Consider the following 24,044-nt stretch of genomic DNA (forward strand, 5'->3'; position numbering starts at 1 on the left):
ACGTACACCGAACTGCCCTCCAGCAATCCGGCCGTGCTCGCGTTCCTGCGCGAATACGAGGACGACCTGGTGCTCTGCGTGCACAACTTCTCGCGCTTCGCCCAGCCCACGGAACTGGACCTGAGCCGGTTCAACGGACGCCACCCGGTGGAGCTGTTCGGCGGGGTGCGGTTCCCGGCCATCGGCGAGCTGCCGTACTTGCTCACCCTCGCCGGACACGGTTTCTACTGGTTCCGGCTCCGCGAGGAAGGCGCCTAGAAGCCCGACGGCGGGGCGGTTTCCCCCGTCCCGCCCGGGGCACGCATCAGTAACACCCCGACCACCCGGGGAAAGGAATGTGACGCCATGGCGAAGACTGTCACACGTTCCGGCGGTTCCGGCACGGCCAGCCCCGCGCTCCTCGCGTCACTGGACCCGCTGCTGCGGGAGTGGCTGCCACGGCAGCGCTGGTTCGCCGGCAAGGGCCGCCCGGTCACCGGGTTCTCGCTGGTCGCGGCCACCGAGCTGCTTCCGGCCGGCGCCCGGCTCGGCCTCTACCACCTGGTGCTGCGGGCCCATCAGCCGGACAGCCCCGGCGACCGCTACCAACTGCTGATCGGGGTCCGCGAGGCCCTGCCGCCCCGGCTGGCGCCCGCGCTGATCGGCCATGTGGCGAACGGGCCGCTCGCCGGCCGGACGGTGTACGACGCCCTGTACGACACCCGGCCCGCCGAGCTGCTGCTGGAGGCGCTGCGCTCCCGGGCCCGGATCGGCGCCCTGCGCTGCGAAGGCGACCCGGCGCAGGAGATCCGGTCGGGTCTGGTCCCGCGGCTGATGACCGCCGAGCAGTCGAACTCGTCCGTCGTCTACGGAGATACGTTCATCCTGAAGCTGTTCCGCCGGGTCGCGCCCGGCGTCAACCCCGACCTGGAGCTGCCGCTGGCGCTGGCCCGCGAGGGCTGCCCCCGGGTGCCCGCGCCGACCGCCTGGCTGGAGATGGACTCGGAGGGCGGCGACGGTGAGTCGTACGTCCTCGGGGTGCTCCAGCCCTATGTGCAGGGCGCGACGGACGGCTGGGAGCTGGCGCTGCGGGAGCTGGCCAAGGGCGAGGACTTCGGCGCGGAGGCACGGGCGCTGGGGCGGGCCACCGCCGAGGTGCACAGCGCGCTCGCCCGGGCGCTGCCCACGGTGACGCTCGGACCGGCGCAGATACAGCCGATGGTCGAGGGGATGGTCGTACGGCTGGAGGCGGCGGCGCAGGCGGTGCCGACGCTGCGGCCGTACGCGCCCTCGCTGCGCACCGCCTTCACCGCGCTGGCGGATCTGGCGGCGCAGGGCCAGACCTGGACCGCGCAGCGCGTCCACGGCGATCTGCATCTCGGGCAGTGTCTGCGGGCGCCGTCCGGGCAGTGGTCGCTGATCGACTTCGAGGGGGAGCCGGCCCGGCCGCCGGCCGAGCGCAGGATGCCGCAGCCCGCGGTGCGGGACGTGGCGGGCATGTTGCGGTCCTTCGACTACGCGGCGCACTCGTGCGAACGGCCGGCCCCCGGCTGGGCGCATGCCTGCCGGTCGGCGTACTGCTCGGGGTACGCCGAGGCGGCGGGCCGTGATCCCCGCACCGATCCGGTGCTGCTGCGGGCCTTCGAGACGGACAAGGCGGTCTACGAGGTCGTCTACGAGGCCCGGCACCGCCCCGACTGGCTGCCCGTCCCCCTGTCCGCGATACAGCGCCTGGCCGCACCCGAACTGCCTTGAGGAGGCCCCGCACGTGACTCCCCCGAAGAAGGGCAAGAAGGCCGCCGGGAAGAACGGGAAGCCGGTGAAGCGTCCCGGGGGACCGCCGGCGCCCGCCTTCTCGCCCGCCCCGGACGCCGCCGACCGTGAGCGGCTGCTGCACGGCACCCATCACGACCCGCACTCCGTGCTGGGCGCGCACCAGGGACCCGGCGGGGTCGTCTTCCGCGCGCTGAGGCCGTACGCGCGGTCGGTCACCGTGGTCGCGGGCGGGCTGCGGGCGGAACTGCACGACGACGGGGACGGCTTCTTCTCGGGGCTGCTGCCCCTGACCGAGGTCCCGGCCTACCGGCTGCTGGTGGAGTACGAGGGCACGACCCTGGAGACCGAGGACGCGTACCGCTTCCTGCCCACGCTGGGCGAGCTGGACCTGCATCTGATCGGCGAGGGCCGGCACGAGGAGCTGTGGACGGTGCTCGGCGCGCACCCGACGACCCACGAGGACGTGGCCGGCACCCGGTTCTCGGTGTGGGCGCCGAACGCGCGCGGGGTGCGGGTGGCCGGGTCCTTCAACTTCTGGGACGGCACCGGGTGCCCGATGCGGTCGCTGGGCTCCTCCGGGGTGTGGGAGCTGTTCGTGCCGGGGGTCGGCGAGGGCGAGCTGTACAAGTTCGACATCGCCCGCCCGGACGGCTCGCACACCCTGCGCGCCGATCCGCTGGCCCGGCGCACGGAGATACCGCCCGCGACCTCGTCGATCGTGCACGCCTCGCGCTACGCGTGGGGCGACGAGGAGTGGCTGGCCCGGCGGGGCGGGACACCCGTGCACGAGGCCCCGTTCTCGGTCTACGAGGTCCATCTCGCGTCCTGGCGACCGGGGCTGACGTATCGCCAACTGGCCGAGCAGCTCCCCGCCTACGTCAGTGACCTGGGCTTCACGCATGTCGAGCTGATGCCGGTCGCCGAGCATCCCTTCGGCGGTTCCTGGGGCTACCAGGTCACCGGTTTCTACGCGCCGACGGCCCGGCTGGGCACCCCTGACGACTTCAAGTACCTGGTCGACGCCCTGCACCGGGCGGGCATCGGCGTCCTGATGGACTGGGTGCCGGCGCACTTCCCGCGCGACGAGTGGGCGCTCGCGGAGTTCGACGGGCGGCCGCTGTACGAGCACGAGGACCCGCTGCGCGCCGCGCACCCCGACTGGGGGACGCTGGAGTTCGACTTCGGGCGGCGCGAGGTGCGCAACTTCCTGGTGGCCAACGCGGTGTACTGGTGCGAGGAGTTCCACATCGACGGGCTGCGGGTGGACGCCGTCGCCTCGATGCTCTACCTCGACTACTCGCGTGAGCCGGGCCAGTGGACGCCGAACGAGCACGGGGGCCGGGAGAACCTGGACGCGGTGGCGTTCCTGCAGGAGATGAACGCGACGGTCTACCGGCGCAACCCGGGGGTCGTGACCGTCGCGGAGGAGTCGACCGCCTGGGACGGTGTCACCCGGGCCACCCACCACCGCGGCCCGAGCGGCTTCGGCGGGCTCGGCTTCGGGCTGAAGTGGAACATGGGCTGGATGCACGACTCGCTGCAGTACATGGCCCATGAGCCGGTGCACCGCAAGTACCACCACCACGAGATGACCTTCTCGATGGTGTACGCGTACAGCGAGAACTACGTCCTGCCGATCTCCCACGACGAGGTCGTGCACGGCAAGCGCTCGCTGGTGTCGAAGATGCCCGGCGACTGGTGGCAGCAGCGCGCCGACCTGCGGGCGTATCTGGCCTTCATGTGGGCCCACCCGGGCAAGCAACTCCTCTTCATGGGGCAGGAGTTCGCCCAGGGCGCGGAGTGGTCGGAGGCGCACGGCCCGGACTGGTGGCTGCTGGACTCGGCGTACGGGGCCGAGCCCGACCACCGCGGCGTGCGCGACCTGGTCCGCGACCTCAACACGGCCTACCGGGCCACGCCCGCGCTGTGGCAGCGGGACACCGACCCGGCCGGCTTCGAGTGGGTGGTCGGGGACGCCGCCGACGACAACGTCTTCGCCTTCCTCCGCCGCGACGCGGAGGGCGCGCCTGTGCTGTGCGTCTCCCACCTCTCCCCCGTCGTCCGCCACGACTACCGCCTCGGCGTCCCCGACGACATCCCGGCCTGGCACGAGACCCTCAACACCGACGCGGAACGCTACGGCGGCAGCGGCGTCACCCACCCCGACCCGCTGAAGCCGGAACCCCAGCCGTGGCACGGCCGCCCGGCCAGCGTCCGCCTGACGCTGCCGCCCCTGGCGACGGTGTGGCTGCGGCCGGCCTAGGGTTCGGCCAACGCCTCTACGAGTTCGGGAAGTTCCCGCAGCGTACGCAGGGCGCGTGGGATCTCAAGGGCAATGGCTTCGGCCTGGATGCGGCTGAACGCGAAGCGTATGTCCCCCTCGCGCACCTTGTCGGCCATCAGGTCCAGGGTCTCCCGGGCGCGGCGTGACTCGTCGAGCAACCTGGTGACCTGGAGCTTCAGTTCTTCCGCCAGCTGGTCGAGGGGAGAGGCGGGTGACGGTACGTCCGCGGGGGCGAGGCTCGGGTCTGGTCCGCGTTCCGGCGGCATGGCGAACACGGGGAGGGGTTCGGGAGCGCCCGCCGGTGTCGGGGGCTGCGCGGCGGCCCGGACGTCGGCCTGCTCGGGGTCGGGCGTGCTCCAGGCCGTCGTGGACCGGGTCGGCTCGGGCGGGTGGGTACGGGAGATCTTGGGCTTGTTCGGCCGCTTTCCGGTCTCCTTGGGGAACTCCCGGTTGAACCAGGCAATCTTCATCGGCTCTACCAACCGTTCCCCGGACTTGGTGACCTTCCTCGGCGTCCGGTCACCCGCGTCCATCGCTGCAGCAAGCTCCCGGAGAACCGCCACGGCCTGCTTTCTGCTGTTGTTCCGCAAGGCGTTCAGCTGGTTGCGCACGGTGCGTCGTACACGAGTCGCCTCGGTTCCGTCGTCCTCGTCCGCTTTCTGGCCGGTCAACGAACCTCGGTCTGCCTCGATGATGCCGAACGCCGCGAGCCAGTGGGCCGCACGGTATCTCACCAGTTCCTCGAAGGCCTCCTCGTCCTCCTCGGCCCTCGCCAGGAGATCCCGCAGCGGGTCCCGGGAGTGTTGGACGCCCGCGCGAACCTCGCCCACCTGAAACATCTCACCGATGCGTGGGTTCCATGCCTTGGGATAACTCTCCGAGGTCAGAGCGGACCATGCCCTGGCCCGGCGGTTCACCTCCGGTGCGGAGAGCTGCGAGGGCGGCGACTCGCTGAGCGCCCGCCTGATCAGGAACTGCTTGTGTCGGTCCGTCGGGAAGAGTTCTTCAAGGAGTCGCATGGACCGCAGGTCCCTGAGTTCACTCACCGTGGCATCGCTCGGCGCTCCGGACAGGTCGGTGACCGGCGCAGAGCCCGAGAGTACCTCCGCGGTCCGCTCGTCCAGGAGCCCCTCCGCCACATACGCGCCGAGAACGCTGCGGGCGAGGGAGCGGCTTCGGTCGTTCTGCTCGAACTCCAGGGGTGGGTGGACATGGTCACGCCGATTACTCATCTGCACGATGCGATACAGACGGCGGGGTGTGGTGGTCCCGAGGACGAGGTGTGCCTCGACCACAGCGATACGTCGGGCCCGGACCGCGCGCAGATCACTGTCCGGCTCCCAGCCGTCCGCGGTCGCGTACTCCTCGTTGAGGGACTCCGAAAGCCGGGTCAGCCAGTCGACGGGGTCGAAGACCAGCGTCTCGCCCTCTCCGCCCAGATGTTTCAGGGGCACCCCGGTCAGGACCTCGGAGGAGTGCACCTGATAGATCTCCTGGCGCTCCTTCGTGCGATTGTTCCCCCGAACAGCCATCCAGCCCCAGTGGTCGGAAGGGTGGAGGGGGCACCCCTCGTCGTCTTCCAGAGGAGACTCATCGAGATGAAACTGCTGGGCGACATAGAGGCCGGGCTCCTGCTGCCCGTTGAGCACGAGGTCCTGTTGGAGGTCATACGGCCGGTGTCCGACGCGCCTGGCCAAGGCCTCGACCGCCAACTGCACGTTGGCGATCAGCTCGTCCCTGCTGGCCACATGACTCTGCAGCGCGGCACGGGCCTCCTCCTGGCCCTCGCCGTTCGTCGTCGTCCAGGGATACACGCGAGCCAGTGCGCGCTGCTCCTCGGTCACTCCTGACGGATTGGCGAGTGAGTGCCAGGCTGAGCTGATCCGCTCATTGTTCCCCCAAACGACTCCCCCCACCCCGTGCATGCGCACCGCCAGCACAGTCATGTCACCGGCATCCGTGACGACCCGCCGCAAGGCACTGTCCACCAGAGCGCGGCGCCCCGCTCGGCCCGCCACCCCGATAAGGCTGCCCGGCCGCACGAGAAACGGAGCGATGTTAGCGAGAGCGTCCCGGGGGACATTGACCCCGGGTGTCGCACGCGCCGCTTCGATCCACTCCTCTCGTTCCTCCTCGGATGCGGGCACCAGAAATGGACGCTCAACCTCGGCCACAACTTCCCCCTGCTCTGCATTTCGCGACCCCATTCTCAACAGAGAGTGGCAGAAAGAATGTTCAAGGCCGGTCGATTGCCCTTATGAAACCTACTTTCGATCGCATTCGATCGAACCATGCCCCCATTCCGCTCGACAACGACAAGGTGGCCGAAAGGCGCAGCGCCTGGACACCTCTTCAACGCAGTCCGCCAGATGGGCGACCTGCCACTGCAACGCCTCCACCTGCCGTCTCACGGCGTCACAGTCGGGCCAACCGCCTTCTCTGGATGTGGACATGAAAGATCCTTCGACGCGCTACACGGCCGGACTCCTATCCGGCCACAGAAAGCGTGGCAGGCTACCAGCGCGGAGTCGAGGACCCGCCCGGTATCGATCAGCTCTGCGCAAGAGATCTCGGATGGGCGACGCATTGACACACCTGGATCGCCGGAATATCTCCAAAACCCGAAAACCATTGGCCATCGCTTCGAAAAGTCAAATACTAGCTTCCGAGGCGGGCTTGAGGCTCCCACCAAACGGCTTGACCTCGAATTGAAACCCTGATATAGGATTCGCATTCAGGAGTCTGCATCGCTCTTGGCCCGCCCGCCGAACATCAGCCGTCGCAGCGCCGCCAGCAGGCCCCGCGCCTGGGTCTCCTGGTGGGGGACGGCGGGGAGCAGGTCCGGGTTCGGGTGGTGCGGGGACGGTGCGTCCGGGGAGAGTTCGTAGCGGACCGGGAGGACCTTCAGACCGCGCACCACCGGGCCCGAGCGCCAGGGCAACTGGTCGGGCGGGAGGGTGAGTTCGGCCTGGGCGAGGTGGTCGAAGACTCGGCCGACGGCGGTGGAGACGATCAGGGCCCCGAGTTCGCGGGCCGCGCTCGGGCACTGGTGGGGGCCGGCGCCCCAGCCGAGGTGGGCGCGGGTGGAGACGGTGGAGCCGACCATCGTGGAGGAGCCGATGGCGAGCAGGTCCTGGTGGGCGGCGGCACAGGACGGGGAGACGATGTCGCCCGCGCGGATCCAGAAGCCGCCGAGCCGCACGTCCCGCGCCGCGAACCGGAAGCACATGTTGGCGACGGGCGGGTTGGCGAGGGCGGCCCGGTTGACGGTCTCGCCGAGCTGGCCGGCGGACAGGCTGCGGCGGACGGTGGCGTTGCCGCGGAGCACCTCCAGCAGGGTGTTGAGGACCATGTTGCCGGTGATGTCGTTGAGGTAGACGGCGTTCATGAAGAGTTCCCGGCCGAGCTGTTCGTCGCTGAGGTCCGGGTCGGCGAGCATCAGGTACGAGGTGAGGTCGTCCCCGGGCCGGGCCCGGCGGTGAGCGGCGAGGCGGGTGAAGGTGGCGAACGCCCGGCCGGTGGCGGGGCCCGCGTCGGGGCCGCCGTCCAGCATCCGCCACAGGTCCATGACCAGTGCGTCGCCGAGGTCGACCGGGCAGCCGAAGAGCTTCGTGGTGACCATCAGCAGCAGCGGGCGGGTGTACTGGGCGCCCAGGTCGCAGAAGCCGGTGCGGCCCGACTCGGCGGCGAGCAGGGCGACCAGTTCGTCGGCGTACCGGGCGACGGCCTGGCGCAGTTCCCAGCCGACGGGGCTCTTGGCGTCCTGGAAGGGGCGCAGGGCCGCGTGGTGGGTGCGGCGGGCGGCGCGGTGCTCCTCGTCGTCCATGAACATCATCTGGCGCACCTCGTAGCCCGCGAGCAGCGGCCAGTCGTACGGCAGTTCGCCCTGCGCCCGGGCCCGCCAGTGCCGTACGTCCCGCCGCCACTGGCTCTCGTTCTTCAGCACCTCCAGGACCTCGCGGTAGTCGAGGACCAGCCACACCGGTACGCCCATCAGGCCGACGGGCGCCACCGGGCCGTAGGTGGCGCGCAGTCGGCGGTACACCGCGCCGGGGTCGGCGTCGAACTCCGCGGTGAGCAGCGGCTGGACGGCCAGCGAGCCGAGGGCGGGGCTGTCGGCCGGTGCGGTGGCATGGGGCTGGGCTTCCATACGGCAACGCTTACCGCACCGGCCGTGCACACGCAGTGATCACGGCACGAACTGTTACGTCTTGGTGATCCCGCGTTACGCCAGGGCCGTCACCAGCGCCTTCGGCAGCTCCTTGGTATGGACCACGCCGAGGCGCTGGGTGGCCCGGGTGAGGGCGACGTAGAGGTCGCTGGTGCCGTAGAGGGCGGGTTCGACCACCAGGACCGAGTCGAATTCGAGACCCTTGGACTGGCGGGGGTCCAGCAGGACGACGGTCCGGGTGAGGTCCGGCTCGGCGCCCGCCGTCACCCCGTCCAGCCGGGCGGCCAGCCTGCGGTGCAGATGGCGCGGGGCGATGACGGCGAGCCGGCCCTCGGCGGGCGTCAGCTCCTCCACCGCCTCGGCGACCGCGCCGGGCAGGTCGTCGGTGGCGCGCGCCCAGGGCCGTACCCCGGTGGAGCGCACCGAGCTCGGCGGCTCGAAGTCGGGGTCCTCGGCGCGTACGACGGCCGCCGCGGCCTCCATGATCTCGGCGGGCGTGCGGTAGTTGACGCCGAGGCGGGTGTGCTCCCAGCGGTCCTCGACGTACGGCTGGAGGATCGTCGCCCAGGAGCCGACACCGGCCGCCTCCGCGGTCTGCGCCGGGTCGCCGACCAGGGTCATCGAGCGGGTCGGGCTGCGCCGCATGAGCAGCCGCCACGCCATCGGGGACAGCTCCTGCGCCTCGTCGACGATGATGTGCCCGAACGCCCAGGTCCGGTCGGCGGCGGCGCGCTCGGCGGCGCTGCGGTGGTCGTCCTCCTCCTGCCGCTCGGCGAAGCGTTCGGCGTCGATGATGTCGTGCGCGGACAGCACCTCGCTGTCCTCGTCGACCTTGTCCTCGAACTCGTACGTCCGGGAGGCGTACGACACGTCGAGCACGCCCTGCGCGTACGCCACCTGCGTCTCGCGTTCCCGCTCCGCGCGCGCCCGCACCACCCGCTCGTCCACGCCGAGCAGTTCGGCGGCCTCGTCGAGGAGCGGTACGTCCGCCACGGTCCAGGCCCGGGTCACCGGGCGCCGGACGGCGGCCGCGTCCTCGTCGGGGAGGTGGCCGACGGGGTCGGCGAGGAAGTCGGCGACCAGGCGCTGCGGGGTCAGCCGCGGCCACAGCTGGTCGATGGCGGCCCAGACCTCGGGGTTCTCGGCGAGTTCGTCGCGGATCTGGGTGATGTCGCTCGGGTCGAGGAGGCTGGAGCCGTCGTAGGGGTCGGTGCCGACGCGCTCGGCGTACAGCTCGGTGAGGGTGTTGAGGATGTGGCCCTCGAAGTGTTCCCGGGCCACGTTGTGCGGCAGCTTCGCGGCCCGGGCGCGCTCACGGGCGACCTTCACCAGGCCGTCGTCGAGCATCAGGACCTCCCGGTCGTGCCCGATCGCGATCACCGGGTCGGGCAGCGACTGCCAGTCGCGGACGACCTCGGCGAGCACGTCCGCCAGGTCGGCGCGGCCCTTGACCGCGGCGGCCGCACGGGTGTCCGTCGCCGTCGCCTTCACGCCGGGGAACAGCTCGCCGACCGTCGCGAGCAGCACGCCGGTCTCACCGAGGGAGGGCAGCACCTCGCCGATGTAGCCGAGGAAGGCGGGGTTGGGGCCGACGATGAGGACGGCGCGCCTGGCGAGCAGTTCGCGGTGCTCGTACAGCAGGTACGCGGCGCGGTGCAGGGCGACGGCGGTCTTGCCGGTGCCGGGCCCGCCCTCGACGACCAGGACGCCCCGGTGGGGGGCGCGGATGATCTCGTCCTGCTCGGCCTGGATGGTCTGCACGATGTCGTGCATACGGCCGGTGCGCGCGGCGTTCAGCGCGGCGAGCAGGACGTCGTCGCCGGTGGGGTCCTCGTGGCCGGTGCGCTCCTGGTCGCCGAGGTCGAGGATCTCGTCGTGCAGGGCGGTGACCCGGCGGCCCTCGGTGGTCAGGTGCCGGCGGCGGCGCAGGCCCAGCGGGGTGTGCCCGGTGGCCAGGTAGAAGGGGCGGGCCACGTCCGCCCGCCAGTCGATCAGCACCGGGGTGCGGTCGGCGTCGTCGGCGCGCAGCCCGATCCGGCCGATGTGGTGGCTGACGCCCGAGGTGAGGTCGATCCGGCCGAAGCAGAGCGAGCCGTCCACGGCGTTGAGCGCGGCCAGCAGCCCCGAGCGTTCGGCGACCAGGATGTCCCGCTCCAGGCGGGCCTGCATGGGCGTGTTCCCTTGGGCGAGCGCGTCGTCGACGGAGGCCTCGGTGTCACCGCGCAGGGCGTCCACACGGGCGTACAGGCCGTCGATGAATTCCTGCTCGCGCCGCAATTCACTGTCTGGAAAGCCGGTGTTTGACAATTCCGCTCCCGCCCGGATATACTGTGCTCACTGAACTTCTTTGTGGCTCGATAATCTCGAAGTCACGAACCATCGAATATACGCAAAGAAATCCCCCGGGCGCAATCGCCCGGGGGATTTCTTTGTAGCGCCGCAGGTCAGAGCACGTCGGACAGCTCCTCCAGGAGCCGGCGCCTCGGCCGGGCGCCCACCATCGCCTTCACCGGCTCACCGCCCCGGAACACCATGAACGTCGGCATCGACAGCACCTTGTAGGCGTTCGTCGTCTCCGGATTGTGGTCCACGTTCAGCTGCACCACCTTCAGCCGGTCCCCCTCCTCGAGGGCGAGCGCCTTCAGCACCGGCGCCATCTGCCGGCACGGCGGGCACCAGTCGGCGGTGAACTCCACCAGCACCGGCAGCTCGGACCCGATCACCTCGGCCTCGAAGTCCTCGTCCGTCACATCGGTCACCATCTACCGGCCTCCCAGTTCGCACCCGGGTTCCGGGCCCCCCGGAACCTGCGCCTCGGCGGCCAGCGCGTCCCGCGCCCGCTCGGCCCGCACCAGCTGCCCCGCGACCTGCTCGCGCACCGCCCCGAGCTCCGCGATCAGCGCGTCGAGCTCGTCCAGCTTGCGCCGGTAGACCGCGAGCGAGGCCGGACACGAGTCGCCCTCGGGGTGACCGGCCCGCAGACACTCCACGAACGGCCTGGTCTCCTCCAGGCCGAACCCGAAGTCCTGGAGCGTCCTGATCTGCCGCAGCAGCTTCAGGTCGTCCTCGTCGTAGGTCCGGTAGCCGTTCTCCCCGCGCCGCGCGGGCAGCAGCCCCCGCGACTCGTAGTACCGCAGCGTCCGCGTGGTGGTCCCGGCCCGTGCGGCCAGCTCGCCGATTCGCATGCGTACGAACGTACGGCTTGACCCCGACGTCAAGGCAAGAGCGCGAGCCCCGGGCTTCTCGGCGGCGCACCTGCGCAGGGCGCTGGTGGACTGCCCCAGTGGTCGGCGCGTCACTCGTCAGGGTGAACGAGACCTGATTACCGGGATGCACGCGGGCAGGGAACGCATGATCGGTGATGGCAGTGGAGTTCGGGGTGACCTGGAGAGAGAAGAGGAGGGTCAATGGCACGTCGGCGCGGAAGAAGGCATGTGCTGCGTGCCCTCGAGCCCTCGTTCACCGTGGCAGCGCCCTCGGGTGCCCGGATCCGGGACCGGCTGAGTGTCGATGGCGCGGACGACGAGGTCCTCACCTTGGTCGGACAACACCTCGGCCGCCTTCAGCGGGCGGATCTCGCCGAGCGCGTGGCGATCGGCCCGGTGGCGGTGAAGGACAACCGGCGTGCCGAGCGGAAGAAGAGGCTCACGGCGGTGTCGTCGTCGCGCTGGGCGGGCGCCATGACGAGGACGAGCGAGGACCAGTACCAGCTCGGCATGCGCTGTCTCTACGACGAGCGCGCCGGGCTGCGCCGCGCCGTGCGGGCGATCACCCGGCGCCTTGCGGTCCCGTGCGGGCAGCACAAGGGGCGGGTGCGCGGTTACGCCGACCAGAACGAACGCTTCCACAAGCAGCGCCGCCTCCAGGCACTCAACCGGCGCCTGGCTCTGGTGGAGCGGCGCATCGCCGAGGGACGCCCGGCCGTCGTGGTCGGCGGGCAGCCCCTGCTGCATCCCCGCCACCTTCTCGCCGAGGCCAGCCTGACCCTGCCGGAGTGGCGTCGGCGCTGGGATGCAGCGCGTCTGTTCCTGACTGCCGACGGCGAGTCGGGAGCGCCTCACGGGAACTACACCATCTGCGTCGATCCGGCGGGCGGCAGCGTGACGATCGTGCTGCCCGAGCCGCTGCGTCACCTCGCCAACGCGCCCCGGGGCCGCTACCGGCTCGGCTGCACCATCACCTTCTCCCACCTGCGGCAGGAATGGCTGGACCGCGTCACCGCGAACCGGGCTGTGCGCTACGACATCGCGTACGACCCCGCCCGTGACCGCTGGTACATCGACGCCTCATGGGCCACCGACACCACCACCCCACCCGCACTGGCGGAGATCCGGGCGGCCGGTGCACGGCTGCTCGCAATCGACCTCAACGCGGATCATCTCGCCGCCTGCGTCCTCGACCCGCACGGCAACCCCCTCGGCCAACCCATCACCGTCCCCCTGGATCTCACCGGGCCCGCGTCCACGCGCGACGGGCGCCTGCGGGCCGCGATCACCTCCCTGGCCCTGCTGGCCGAGGAGTACGACTGCATCGGCTTCGTGATCGAGAATCTCGGCTTCGCCGATGCCCGCACCACCGGCCGCGAGACGATGGGGCGCGGACGGCGGGGCAAGACCTTCCGCCGCACTGTGGCCGGCATCCCCACCGCCCGCTTCCGCGAACGGCTGCGCGGCATGGCCCACCACCGCGGCCTGGTCATCATTGCGGTGGACCCTGCGTACACCTCCCGATGGGGAGACCAGCACTGGAGGAAGCCCCTCCAGCAGCACAACAAGCAGGCCACGGTGACGCGGCATCATGCCGCCGCCGTGGCGATCGGACGGCGTGGCCTGGGGCACAGGATCCGGCGTCGGCCAGGTGTGACCACGGACGACCGGAGGATCGTCGCGTGGAGAGCTACCGGCCAGACCGGACCCGTCCCCGGGCCGCGCGGGACCACGAGCCCACCCAGGACAACGGGCACGCCCCCTCGGGGCGGCAGGACCCGGCTGGACCGAAGTGACCCGCTCGTGCTGTTCCCCGCACCCAGGACCGTTCGGGGTGCACCCGGCGCCAGACACCTCACACCTGGCCCGGAAAGCGCTGATTCGGCCGACACCGGCCAACAACGCCAGGAACGGTAAGAGGTCGGTGAGGATCCGGATCCCGTACACCCGAAGACCCCGATCCCGTCGCACACGAAAAAGCCGGGCGGCTGAGCTACGGGGGAGCGCTCAGCCGCCCGGGCCTGGTCCGGGTGTCCGGCCCCGGTTCAGGCGGGGCCGGACACCCGGGGTTCGGGGGTCCTGCGAAGGGTCCTGCGGTACGGCCGTCAGGCCTTGGCGAGTTCCTTCTCGCCTTCCTCGCGGGGCTCGGGCACCTCGCCGCCGGTGACGGTCCCGCCCTCGTCGAGCAGGGTCGTCTCGTCGAAGGGGAGCTCGCCGGTGAGGACCTGCTGGACCCGGGCCTTGTCGATCTCCTTGGTCCAGGTGCCGACCAGGACGGTGGCGACCGCGTTGCCCGCGAAGTTCGTCAGGGCGCGGGCCTCGCTCATGAAGCGGTCGATGCCGACGATCAGGCCGACGCCGTCCACCAGGGCCGGCTTGTGGGACTGCAGACCACCGGCCAGCGTGGCCATACCGGCGCCGCTGACGCCCGCCGCGCCCTTGGAGGCGAGGAGCAGGAAGAGCAGGAGGGGGATCTGCTCGCCGATGGACATCGGGGTGCCCAGGGCGTCGGCGATGTAGAGGGACGCCATGGTCATGTAGATCATGGTGCCGTCGAGGTTGAAGGAGTAGCCGGTCGGGACGGTGATGCCGACGACGGGCTTGCTGACACCGAGGTGCTCCATCTTCGCGATGAGGCGCGGCAGCGCGGACTCGGAGGAGGAGGTGGACAGGATCAGCAGGAACTCACGGGCGAGGTACTTGAAGAGGATCAGGATGTTCAGGCCCGCGACCACCCGCAGCAGCACGCCGAGGACGATGAAGACGAAGAGGAAGCAGGTGACGTAGAAGCCGAGCATCAGGACGGCGAGGCTCTTTAGCGCGTCCAGACCGGCGGAGCCGACGACCGCGGCGATGGCGCCGAAGGCACCGATCGGGGCGGCCCACATCACCATGGCGAGGATGCGGAAGACGAGCCGCTGGATGTGCTCGATGCCGCGCAGCACCGGCTGGCCGACGTTGCCCATGGCCTGCAGCGCGAAGCCGGCGAGCAGGGCGACCAGCAGGGTCTGCAGGACCTGGCCCTCGGTGAACGCGGACAGGAACGTCGTCGGGATGATCGACAGGACGAACTCGACCGGCGGCAGCGCCTCGTCGGAGACCTGGTCGTGACCGGTGGCCTTGATGGCGTCGGTGAGGTGCAGTCCGTCGCCCGGGTGGAGGATGTTGCCGACGACGAGGCCGATGCTCAGCGCGACCAGGGACATCACCAGGAAGTAGCCGAGCGCGATACCGCCGACGGCGCCGACCTTGGCGGCCTTCCGTACGGAGCCGATGCCGAGGACGATCGTGCAGAAGATGATCGGGGAGATCATCATCTTGATCAGGCTCACGAAGCCGGTGCCGAGTGGCTTGAGCTCGACACCGAGGTCGGGCCAGATCAGCCCCACGGCGATGCCGAGCGCCACGGCGGCGATGACGGCGATGTAGAGATAGTGGGTGCGGTCCCGCTTCCCAGCGGGTGCGGCAGGTGCCGTATTGGGGGTGGTGCTGGCGGCCACGGCTGCCCTCCTTGACGTCTTCGTCGGCATCACCGGCGTGCGGCTCACGTCCGGGGAGATATGGGGGATGCAGTGACTATCGCCGGGGCTGTGAGGGCGGTCACCCTTACGTTCATTTAGTTCGCGCTTAACTCGGGAGGCACACTGACGACATGCGCCTCTCCGTCCGTGTGCCGAGACCCCGCAGCCTGGCCGGCCAGCTCTTCGCCATGCAGGCGGTGCTGATAGCGGTGCTCGTGGCGGGGTACGCGCTGTTCACCTACGTCAGCGACCGCAACCAGGCCGAGGAGGCGGCGGGCCGCCAGGCCACGGCGGTGGCCCGCTCGGTCGCCGACTCCCCGTCCGTGCACGCGGCCATCGGTACGGCGAACCCGACCGCCGAGCTCCAGCCGTACGCCCTGCGCGTCATGAAGGACACGGAGGTCGACTTCGTGACGATCATGAATCCGGAGGGCATCCGCTGGACCCACCCGGAGGAGGACCAGATCGGCCGGCACTTCCGCGGCAACACGGCGAAGGCCCTGGCCGGGGAGACCTTCACCGAGACGTACACCGGCACGCTGGGCGCCTCCGTGCGGGCGGTCACCCCGATCGAGGACGGCGACCGGATCATCGGCCTGGTCAGCGCGGGCATCAAGGTGGAGGCGATCAGCAAGCGGGTCCAGGACCAGGTCACGGCCCTGTTCTCGGCGGCGGCGGGCGCGCTGCTGCTGGGCGCGGTGGGCACGTACGTCGTCAACGCCTCGCTGCGCCGGCACACCCACGGCATGAACGCCGCCGAGCTCAGCCGGATGCACGACTACCACCAGGCGGCGCTGCACGCGGTGCGCGAGGGGCTGCTGATGCTGGACGGGCAGTACCGGGTGGCGCTGATCAACGACGGCGGGCGGGAGCTGCTCGGGGTGCCGGGGGACGTCGTGGGCAAGTCGGTGGCGGACCTGGGGCTGCCGGCCCCGCTGACGGGCGCGCTGCTGGCCTCCGAGCCCCGGGTGGACGAGGTGCATCTGACGGCGGCGCGGGTCCTGGTGATCAACACGTCCCCGGTGTCCGGCGGAGAGCGCAGGGGCACGGTCGTGACGCTTCGGGACGTCACGGAACTGCAGTCCCTGATGGGTGAGTTGGACTCCGAGCGGGGCTTCACCCAGGCGCTGCGCTCGCAGGCGCACGAGGCGGCCAACCGGCTGCACACCGTGGTCTCGCTGATCGAGCTGGGCCGGGCGGACGAGGCGGTCGAGTTCGCGACGGCGGAGCTGGAACTGGCGCAGGCGCTGACGGACCAGGTGGTGGCGGCGGTGAGCGAGCCCGTCCTCGCGGCGCTGCTGCTGGGCAAGACGGCCCAGGCGAACGAGCGGGGCGTGGAGCTGGTGGTGTCGCAGGACAGCGGCCTGGACGACGGTCTGCTCCCCGAGTCGCTCCCGCCGCGTGATCTGGTCACCATTCTCGGCAATCTCATCGACAACGCGGTGGACGCGGCGCAGGGGAGCGTGCGGGCGCGGGTCACGGTGACCGCGTGCACGGAGGGGGACGAGTTGCTCCTGGGGGTGGCGGACACCGGCGCGGGGGTGGATCCTGCCCACGCCTCCCTGGTCTTCGAGCGGGGCTTCTCGACGAAGCCGGCGGGTCCCGGGGGGCGTGGTCTTGGTCTCGCCCTGGTCCGGCAGGCCGCGCACCGGCACGAGGGGACGCTGTCGGTGGCGGAGGCGGAAGGGGGCGGGGCCCAGTTCGTGGTGCGGCTGCCGTTGCGGCGGGCGACGGCGGTGCCAGGAGGCAAGGGATGACGCAAGTGCCGGAAGTGCCGGGCGGTGAGCCCATCAGAGTACTGGTCGTCGAGGACGATCCGGTGGCCGCGGACGCGCATGTCATGTACGTCGGGCGGGTGCCGGGATTCGTCGCGGTCGGAAAGGCACACACGGGTGCGGAGGCCCGGCGCCTCCTCGACCGCACCCCGGTGGACCTGTTGTTGCTGGACCTGCATCTGCCGGACGCGCACGGCCTCCAACTGGCCCGCTCCCTGCGGGCGGCGGGCTATCACGCGGATGTCATCGCGGTCACCTCGGCCCGCGATCTGACCGTGGTCCGCGAGGGCGTCTCCCTGGGGGTCGTGCAGTACGTCCTGAAACCGTTCACCTTCGCAACCCTGCGCGACCGCCTCGTCCGCTACGCGGAGTTCCGCGGCGCGGCCGGCGAGGCGAGCGGCCAGGACGAGGTCGACCGCGCCCTGGCGGCCCTGCGCGCCCCGAGCCCGGCGGCCCTGCCCAAGGGTTTGAGCGCGCCGACCCTGGAACGCGTCACGGAAGCCGTCCGGGAGGCCGCGGAAGGCCTCACGGCGGCGGGCGTGGCCGAGGAGGTGGGCATCTCCCGGATCACCGCCCGGCGGTATCTGGAGCATCTGGTGGAGTCGGACAGGGCCGAGCGGAAGCCGCTGTACGGGCAGGTGGGCAGGCCCGAGTTGGTCTATCGGTGGGTGAAGGGGGCGGCGGGGAAGGGGCGGTGACCGCCCGGGCCGTACGACGCCCTACAACACGCCGTCCCTGAACGGCTCCACGCCCACCACCCTGCGCACCTTCACCGGCTCGATGAGCAGCATCACACGCCGCTCCCCCTCCAGCAGCCAGGGATAGCGCGGCTCGCCGATGTACTTCTGCGTGAGGCGGTCCATGGCCCGTTCCGCCTCCTCGCCCTCCACGAACCGTGCGACCCGGCCGCGTATCTCCACGCGGTCGTAGGGGTTGCCGGTGTCGTGGTGGGAGAGGGACACCCAGGGGTTGCGGCGCAGGTTGCGTTCCTTCACCCGGCCGATGGACGTGTTGACCATGACGTGCTCGCCCTCCAGGTCCGCCCACATCGGGGAGACCTGGGGGGCTCCGTCCGGCCCCACCGTCGCGAGGTGCCAGAAGTTCGGGGCGAGCAAGCGCTCCCGTACATGTGCGTCGAGCGTGCCGTTCACCGTGTAGAGAGCGTCCATGGGGCGACGCTCCCCCGGAAGCCGGGCTAGAAAACCGATTCGGCCTCGTCCATGCGGTCCTTCGGGACCGTCTTCAGTTCGGTGACCGCCTCGGCCAGCGGGACCATCACCACGTCGGTGCCGCGCAGGGCCGTCATCCGGCCGAACTCGCCGCGGTGGGCCGCCTCCACGGCGTGCCAGCCGAAGCGGGTGGCGAGGACGCGGTCGTAGGCCGTGGGGACGCCGCCGCGCTGGACGTGGCCGAGGATGACCGGCCGGGCCTCCTTGCCGAGCCGCTTCTCCAGCTCGTACGCGAGGGCCGTGCCGATGCCCTGGAAGCGCTCGTGGCCGAACTTGTCGATCGCGCCCTTGCCGTAGTCCATGGTGCCCTCGGCGGGGTGGGCGCCCTCCGCCACGCACACCACGGCGAACTTCTTGCCGCGGGCGAAGCGCTCCTCGACCATCTTGACCAGGTCGGCGGGGTCGAAGGGCCGCTCGGGAAGGCAGATGCCGTGGGCGCCCGCCGCCATGCCCGACTCCAGGGCGATCCAGCCCGCGTGGCGGCCCATGACCTCGACGACCATCACGCGCTGGTGGGACTCCGCCGTGGTCTTGAGGCGGTCCATCGCCTCGGTGGCGACGCCGACCGCGGTGTCGAAGCCGAAGGTGCGGTCCGTGGAGGAGATGTCGTTGTCGATGGTCTTGGGGACGCCGACCACGGGGAGACCGGCGTCGCTCAGCATGCGCGCCGCCGTCAGCGTGCCCTCGCCGCCGATCGGGATCAGCGCGTCGATGCCGAAGTCGTGGATCATGTCCGAGGCGGACTCGCAGGCCTCGCGCAGCCGGTCGCGCTCCAGGCGCGAGGAGCCGAGGATCGTACCGCCGCGGGCCAGGATGCCGCTCACCGCGTTGAGGTCGAGGCTGCGGTAACGGCCGTCCAGGAGACCGGCGTACCCGTCCTCGAAGCCGATGACCTCGTCGCCGTAGTTGTCGACCGCGCGGTGCACCACCGACCGGATCACTGCGTTCAGGCCGGGGCAGTCGCCACCTGCGGTGAGAACTCCGATGCGCATCGTGCTGTGTCTCCTGCTCGCTGTTGATGCCGTTGAGCCAGGTCCGATTGTTTCACGCCGCCCAGGGCAGTGTCTCTTGACGGGCGCCATATCCACGCGCAGGGGTATTGTCAAGGGGGTTCTGCTCACCCAGGTGGGCGATTTTTATGATCCCGGCTCCCCCCACGCTCTCACCTTCAGATTCAGACGAAACGACTCAGACGAAAGTCAGACGAAACGGAGTGCTCGCGTGACCCGCAGCGTGTACGTGACCGGTATCGACCGCGGCGACGGCCGGCAGGTCGTCGAACTGGGGGTCATGGAACTCCTGACCCGGCAGGTCGACCGGGTGGGCGTCTTCCGTCCGCTCGTCCACGACCGGCCGGACCGGCTGTTCGAGCTGCTGCGGTCCCGCTACCGGCTGACGCAGGACCCGGCGACGGTCTACGGACTGGACTACCACGAGGCGTCCGCCCTCCAGGCCGAGCAGGGCGCGGACGAACTGGTCTCCACCCTCGTCGACCGGTTCCACCTGGTCGCGCGGGAGTACGACGTCGTCCTCGTCCTGGGCACGGACTACGCCGACACCCAGTTCCCGGACGAGCTGGCCCTCAACGCGCGCCTCGCCAACGAGTTCGGCGCGTCCGTGATCCCCGTCGTCGGCGGCCGCAAGCAGACCGCCGAGTCCGTCCTCGCCGAGACCCGCAACGCCTACCGCGCCTATCTGGCGCTCGGCTGCGACGTGCTCGCCATGGTCGCCAACCGGGTCGCCCGCGAGGACCGGGAGGGGATGGCCGAGGGGCTGGTGCGCCGGCTGCCCGTCCCCTGTTACGTGCTGCCCGACGAGCCCGCCCTGTCCGCGCCGACGGTCGCCCAGGTCACCCACGCGCTCGGCGCGAGGGTGCTGCTCGGCGACGACTCCGGGCTCGCCCGCGACGCCCTCGGCTTCGTCTTCGGCGGCGCGATGCTGCCGAACTTCCTGAACGCCCTGACCCCGGGCTGTCTCGTCGTCACCCCGGGCGACCGGGCCGACCTGGTCATCGGCTCGCTCGCCGCGCACAGCGCCGGCACCCCGCCGATCGCCGGTCTGCTGCTCACCCTCAACGAGGTCCCGAGCGACGAGATCCTCACCCTCGCCGCCCGGCTCGCGCCCGGCACCCCCGTGATCTCGGTGCCGGGCAACAGCTTCCCCACCGCCGAACAGCTGTTCTCCCTCGAGGGCAAGCTGAACGCGGCCACCCCGCGCAAGGCCGAGACGGCGCTCGGGCTGTTCGAGCGGCACGTCGACACCGCCGCACTCCTCAAGCGGGTCTCCGCCCCCAGCACCGACCGCGTCACGCCGATGATGTTCGAGCACAAGCTCCTGGAGCAGGCCCGCACCGACCGGCGGCGGGTGGTGCTGCCGGAGGGCACCGAGGAGCGGGTGCTGCACGCGGCCGAGGTGCTGCTGCGGCGCGGCGTCTGCGACCTCACCCTCCTCGGGCCGGTGGACCAGATCCGCAAGAAGGCCGCCGACCTCGGGATCGACCTGGGCGACTGCCAGGTGATCGACCCGGCGACGAGCGAGCTGCGGGACGCCTTCGCCGAGCGGTACGCGCAGTTCCGCGCCCACAAGGGCGTCACCGTGGAGCTGGCGTACGACGTCGTCTCCGACGTGAACTACTTCGGCACGCTGATGGTGCAGGAGGGGCTCGCGGACGGCATGGTCTCCGGGTCCGTGCACTCCACGGCCGCGACCATCCGGCCCGCCTTCGAGATCATCAAGACCAAATCGGATGCGGACATCGTCTCGTCCGTCTTCTTCATGTGTCTCGCCGACAAGGTCCTCGTCTACGGCGACTGCGCGGTGAACCCCGACCCGAACGCCGAGCAGCTCGCCGACATCGCGATCCAGTCGGCCGCGACCGCCGCCCAGTTCGGCGTGGAGCCGAGGATCGCGATGCTGTCGTACTCGACCGGTACGTCCGGGTCCGGCGCCGACGTCGACAAGGTGCGCGAGGCCACCGAGCTGGTGCGCTCCCGGCGGCCCGATCTGAAGATCGAGGGGCCGATCCAGTACGACGCCGCGGTCGAGCCCAGTGTCGCCGCGACCAAGCTGCCGGGCTCCGAAGTCGCGGGCCAGGCCAGCGTGTTGATCTTCCCGGACCTCAACACCGGCAACAACACCTACAAGGCCGTGCAGCGTTCGGCCGGCGCGATCGCCGTCGGGCCGGTGCTGCAGGGGCTGCGCAAGCCCGTCAACGACCTGTCCCGGGGCGCCCTCGTCCCCGACATCGTCACCACCGTCGCCATCACGGCGATCCAGGCCCAGACCCTCGATCCGACACTCGGCCAGACCCTCGACCAGAAGGCTTCCCAGCAGTGACCGCGACCCGTGTCCTCGTCCTCAACTCCGGCTCCTCGTCGGTGAAGTACCAGCTGCTCGACATGCGGGAGGGCGACCGGCTGGCGAGCGGGCTCGTCGAGCGCATCGGTGAGCAGACCTCGCGGCTGAAGCACACGCCCCTGGCGACCGGCGGGGGCACGCGCGAGCGGACCGGCCCGATCGCCGACCACGACGCCGCGCTGAAGGCCGTGGCGGAGGAGCTGGCGCGGGACGGGCTCGGGCTGGACTCGCCCGAGCTCGCCGCCATCGGGCACCGGGTGGTGCACGGCGGCAAGCTGTTCACCGAGCCGACCTTCGTGGACGACACGGTCCTCGCCGAGATAGAGCGGCTGATCCCGGTCGCGCCGCTGCACAACCCCGCCAACCTCACCGGGATCCGCACCGCCCGGGCCCTGCGGCCCGACCTGCCCCAGGTCGCCGTGTTCGACACCGCCTTCCACACGACGATGCCGGAGGCCGCCGCCCGCTACGCGATCGACGTGGAGACCGCCGACGCGCACCGCGTCCGGCGCTACGGCTTCCACGGGACCTCGCACGCGTACGTCTCCCGGGCGACGGCGAAGCTGCTCGGCAAGGCACCCGAAGAGGTGAACGTGATCGTGCTGCACCTCGGCAACGGGGCGTCCGCCTCGGCGGTCGAGCGGGGCCGGTGCGTGGACACCTCGATGGGCCTGACGCCGCTGGAGGGGCTGGTGATGGGGACGCGCTCCGGGGACATCGATCCGGCCGTCATCTTCCATTTGGCACGAGTTGGCGAAATGTCCATCGACGAAATCGACACTCTTCTCAACAAGAAGAGCGGGCTCATCGGACTGTGCGGCGACAACGACATGCGGGAGATCCGGCGCCGGATCGACGAGGGCGACGTACGGGCGAAGCTCGCCTTCGACATCTACATTCACCGTCTGAAGAAGTACATCGGCGCCTATTACGCCGTCCTCGGGCGGGTGGACGCGGTCGCGTTCACCGCGGGGGTCGGCGAGAACGCGGCCGAGGTGCGCGCGGCGGCCGTCGCGGGCCTGGAGACCCTGGGCCTCGCGGTGGACGGCGGGCTCAACGCCGTACGGGGCGACGAGCCCCGGCTGGTCTCGCCCGCGGACGCCCGGGTGGCGGTCGCCGTGGTGCCGACGGACGAGGAACTCGAGATCGCCACGCAGACGTATGCACTGGTCGTACAGACAAACTGAGCGCGAATGCAACTGAGCGCGAACCCGCCCATTTGTATCTTCCGCCAGACGCATTATTCCGTAGCGAAACAAACCGTTAGGATCGCCCCATGCGCCGTTCGAAAATCGTCTGTACTCTCGGCCCCGCGGTCGACTCCCACGAGCAGCTCGTCGCCCTGATCGAAGCCGGCATGAACGTGGCCCGCTTCAACTTCAGCCATGGCACGCACGCCGAGCACCAGGGCCGTTACGACCGGGTCCGGGCCGCCTCCAAGGAGACCGGCCGGGCCATCGGTGTCCTCGCCGACCTCCAGGGCCCGAAGATCCGTCTCGAGACCTTCGCCGAAGGTCCGGTGGAGCTGGTGCGGGGTGACGAGTTCACCATCACCACCGAGGACGTCCCCGGCGACAAGACGATCTGCGGCACGACGTACAAGGGCCTGCCCGGTGACGTCTCGCGCGGCGACCAGGTCCTCATCAACGACGGCAACGTCGAGCTGAAGGTCCTGGACGTCGAGGGCCCGCGGGTGAAGACGATCGTCATCGAGGGCGGTGTCATCTCCGACCACAAGGGCATCAACCTGCCCGGCGCGGCCGTCAACGTGCCCGCGCTGTCCGAGAAGGACGTCGAGGACCTCCGTTTCGCGCTGCGCATGGGCTGCGACATGGTCGCGCTGTCCTTCGTCCGCGACGCCAAGGACGTGACCGACGTCCACCGCGTGATGGACGAGGAGGGCCGCCGGGTCCCCGTCATCGCCAAGGTGGAGAAGCCGCAGGCGGTCGAGAACATGGAGGACGTCGTGATGGCGTTCGACGCCGTGATGGTCGCCCGTGGCGACCTCGCCGTCGAATACCCGCTCGAGAAGGTCCCCATGGTGCAGAAGCGCCTCATCGAGCTGTGCCGGCGCAACGCCAAGCCGGTGATCGTGGCGACCCAGATGATGGAGTCGATGATCACCAACTCCCGTCCGACCCGCGCCGAGGCCTCCGACGTGGCCAACGCGATCCTGGACGGCGCCGACGCGGTCATGCTGTCGGCGGAGTCCTCGGTCGGCGCCTACCCGATCGAGACCGTGAAGACGATGTCGAAGATCGTCGCCGCGGCGGAGCAGGAGCTGCTCTCCAAGGGCCTGCAGCCCCTCGTCCCGGGCAAGAAGCCGCGGACGCAGGGCGGTTCGATCGCGCGCGCCGCGTGCGAGATCGCCGACTTCCTCGGCGGCCGGGGCCTGGTGGCCTTCACCCAGTCCGGTGACACCGCCCGCCGGCTCTCCCGCTACCGCGCCCAGCAGCCGATCGTCGCCTTCACCACCGACGAGGGCACCCGCAACCAGCTGACGCTCAGCTGGGGCGTCGAGTCCCACGTGGTCCCCTTCGTCAACACCACCGACGAAATGGTCGACATGGTCGACCAGGAGATCGCGAAGATCAACCGCTTCAACCCGGGCGAGATCGTCATCATCACCGCCGGCTCGCCCCCCGGCGTCCCCGGCACCACCAACATGCTCCGCGTCCACCACCTGGGCGGCGGCGCGATCGACTGAACCACCCGCCCCCGCGAGGGGCTTGTACGGCGCTGAGGG

At 70.7% G+C, this 24,044-nt stretch carries 17 protein-coding genes; 9 read left to right on the forward strand and 8 right to left on the reverse strand.

The features are described 5' to 3' along the window. The 3 genes from ABZ464_RS07450 to glgB all read left to right on the forward strand — a co-directional run. The coding region (locus ABZ464_RS07450; RefSeq protein WP_359272280.1) for an alpha-glucosidase C-terminal domain-containing protein at positions 1 to 258 on the forward strand (258 nt) is incomplete at its 5' end. A gap of 87 nt (positions 259 to 345) precedes the next feature. Further along, positions 346 to 1,734, forward strand: a complete 1,389-nt coding sequence (locus ABZ464_RS07455; protein WP_359272283.1) for a maltokinase — start codon at positions 346 to 348, stop codon at positions 1,732 to 1,734. A gap of 13 nt (positions 1,735 to 1,747) precedes the next feature. Next, complete coding sequence (gene glgB, locus ABZ464_RS07460; protein WP_359272286.1) at positions 1,748 to 4,018, forward strand: 1,4-alpha-glucan branching enzyme; 2,271 nt, start codon at positions 1,748 to 1,750, stop codon at positions 4,016 to 4,018. On the opposite strand, the gene ABZ464_RS07465 is transcribed toward glgB, so the two are convergent. The 5 genes from ABZ464_RS07465 to ABZ464_RS07485 all read right to left on the reverse strand — a co-directional run bounded on the left by ABZ464_RS07465 (position 4,015) and on the right by ABZ464_RS07485 (position 11,395). Further along, positions 4,015 to 6,213: a hypothetical protein gene (locus ABZ464_RS07465; protein WP_359272288.1), complete on the reverse strand. Its 2,199-nt coding sequence runs from the start codon at positions 6,211 to 6,213 to the stop codon at positions 4,015 to 4,017. The genes glgB and ABZ464_RS07465 overlap by 4 nt on opposite strands. A gap of 560 nt (positions 6,214 to 6,773) precedes the next feature. Further along, positions 6,774 to 8,189: a cytochrome gene (locus ABZ464_RS07470; RefSeq protein ID WP_359272291.1), complete on the reverse strand. Its 1,416-nt coding sequence runs from the start codon at positions 8,187 to 8,189 to the stop codon at positions 6,774 to 6,776. A gap of 75 nt (positions 8,190 to 8,264) precedes the next feature. Continuing rightward, the gene (locus ABZ464_RS07475; protein ID WP_359272294.1) at positions 8,265 to 10,487 is read right to left on the reverse strand and encodes a UvrD-helicase domain-containing protein; all 2,223 of its coding nucleotides are present in this window, start codon (positions 10,485 to 10,487) and stop codon (positions 8,265 to 8,267) included. Between the two features lie 167 nt (positions 10,488 to 10,654). Then, positions 10,655 to 10,969 carry a thioredoxin domain-containing protein gene (locus ABZ464_RS07480; RefSeq protein WP_359272985.1) on the reverse strand — a complete coding sequence of 105 codons (315 nt, stop codon included), beginning with the start codon at positions 10,967 to 10,969 and terminating at the stop codon, positions 10,655 to 10,657. Between the two features lie 3 nt (positions 10,970 to 10,972). Next, positions 10,973 to 11,395 (reverse strand): MerR family transcriptional regulator, encoded by a 423-nt coding sequence (locus ABZ464_RS07485; protein ID WP_359272297.1) that lies wholly within the window; start codon positions 11,393 to 11,395, stop codon positions 10,973 to 10,975. A 222-nt stretch (positions 11,396 to 11,617) separates the two neighbouring features. Here ABZ464_RS07485 and ABZ464_RS07490 point away from each other — a divergent pair, with 222 nt between their 5' ends. Continuing rightward, the gene (locus tag ABZ464_RS07490) at positions 11,618 to 13,333 is read left to right on the forward strand and encodes a hypothetical protein (protein WP_359272300.1); all 1,716 of its coding nucleotides are present in this window, start codon (positions 11,618 to 11,620) and stop codon (positions 13,331 to 13,333) included. Between the two features lie 188 nt (positions 13,334 to 13,521). On the opposite strand, the gene ABZ464_RS07495 is transcribed toward ABZ464_RS07490, so the two are convergent. Next, positions 13,522 to 14,916 (reverse strand): cation:dicarboxylase symporter family transporter, encoded by a 1,395-nt coding sequence (locus tag ABZ464_RS07495; protein WP_359272303.1) that lies wholly within the window; start codon positions 14,914 to 14,916, stop codon positions 13,522 to 13,524. A 152-nt stretch (positions 14,917 to 15,068) separates the two neighbouring features. Here ABZ464_RS07495 and ABZ464_RS07500 point away from each other — a divergent pair, with 152 nt between their 5' ends. Next, the gene (locus ABZ464_RS07500) at positions 15,069 to 16,694 is read left to right on the forward strand and encodes a sensor histidine kinase (protein ID WP_359272306.1); all 1,626 of its coding nucleotides are present in this window, start codon (positions 15,069 to 15,071) and stop codon (positions 16,692 to 16,694) included. Beyond that, positions 16,691 to 17,410, forward strand: coding sequence for a response regulator (locus ABZ464_RS07505; protein ID WP_359272309.1), 720 nt, complete (start codon positions 16,691 to 16,693; stop codon positions 17,408 to 17,410). The genes ABZ464_RS07500 and ABZ464_RS07505 overlap by 4 nt, the downstream gene beginning before the upstream one ends. A gap of 21 nt (positions 17,411 to 17,431) precedes the next feature. Here the strand turns inward: ABZ464_RS07505 and ABZ464_RS07510 are convergent, their stop codons facing one another. Together ABZ464_RS07510 and ABZ464_RS07515 are read right to left on the reverse strand one after the other, a co-directional pair. Then, entirely contained in the window at positions 17,432 to 17,881 is a 450-nt protein-coding gene (locus ABZ464_RS07510; RefSeq protein WP_359272312.1) for a PPOX class F420-dependent oxidoreductase, read from the reverse strand. 26 nt (positions 17,882 to 17,907) lie between these two features. Further along, positions 17,908 to 18,933, reverse strand: coding sequence for an ATP-dependent 6-phosphofructokinase (locus ABZ464_RS07515; RefSeq protein ID WP_359272315.1), 1,026 nt, complete (start codon positions 18,931 to 18,933; stop codon positions 17,908 to 17,910). A gap of 229 nt (positions 18,934 to 19,162) precedes the next feature. On the opposite strand from ABZ464_RS07515, the gene pta reads away from it, so the two are divergent. From pta to pyk, 3 genes are all read left to right on the forward strand, one after another. After that, on the forward strand, positions 19,163 to 21,277 hold the full coding sequence (gene pta, locus ABZ464_RS07520) for a phosphate acetyltransferase (RefSeq protein ID WP_359272318.1): 2,115 nt from the start codon (positions 19,163 to 19,165) through the stop codon (positions 21,275 to 21,277). Next, a complete protein-coding gene (locus ABZ464_RS07525; RefSeq protein WP_359272320.1) occupies positions 21,274 to 22,485 on the forward strand; it encodes an acetate kinase in 1,212 nt (403 codons plus the stop codon). Before pta ends, ABZ464_RS07525 begins: the two co-directional genes overlap by 4 nt. An 89-nt stretch (positions 22,486 to 22,574) precedes the next feature. Next, positions 22,575 to 24,005: a pyruvate kinase gene (gene pyk / locus ABZ464_RS07530; RefSeq protein ID WP_359272322.1), complete on the forward strand. Its 1,431-nt coding sequence runs from the start codon at positions 22,575 to 22,577 to the stop codon at positions 24,003 to 24,005. Positions 24,006 to 24,044 lie beyond the last annotated feature (39 nt).

The sequence above is a fragment of the Streptomyces sp. NPDC005820 genome, assembly GCF_040630255.1.
GTDB lineage: Bacteria > Actinomycetota > Actinomycetes > Streptomycetales > Streptomycetaceae > Streptomyces.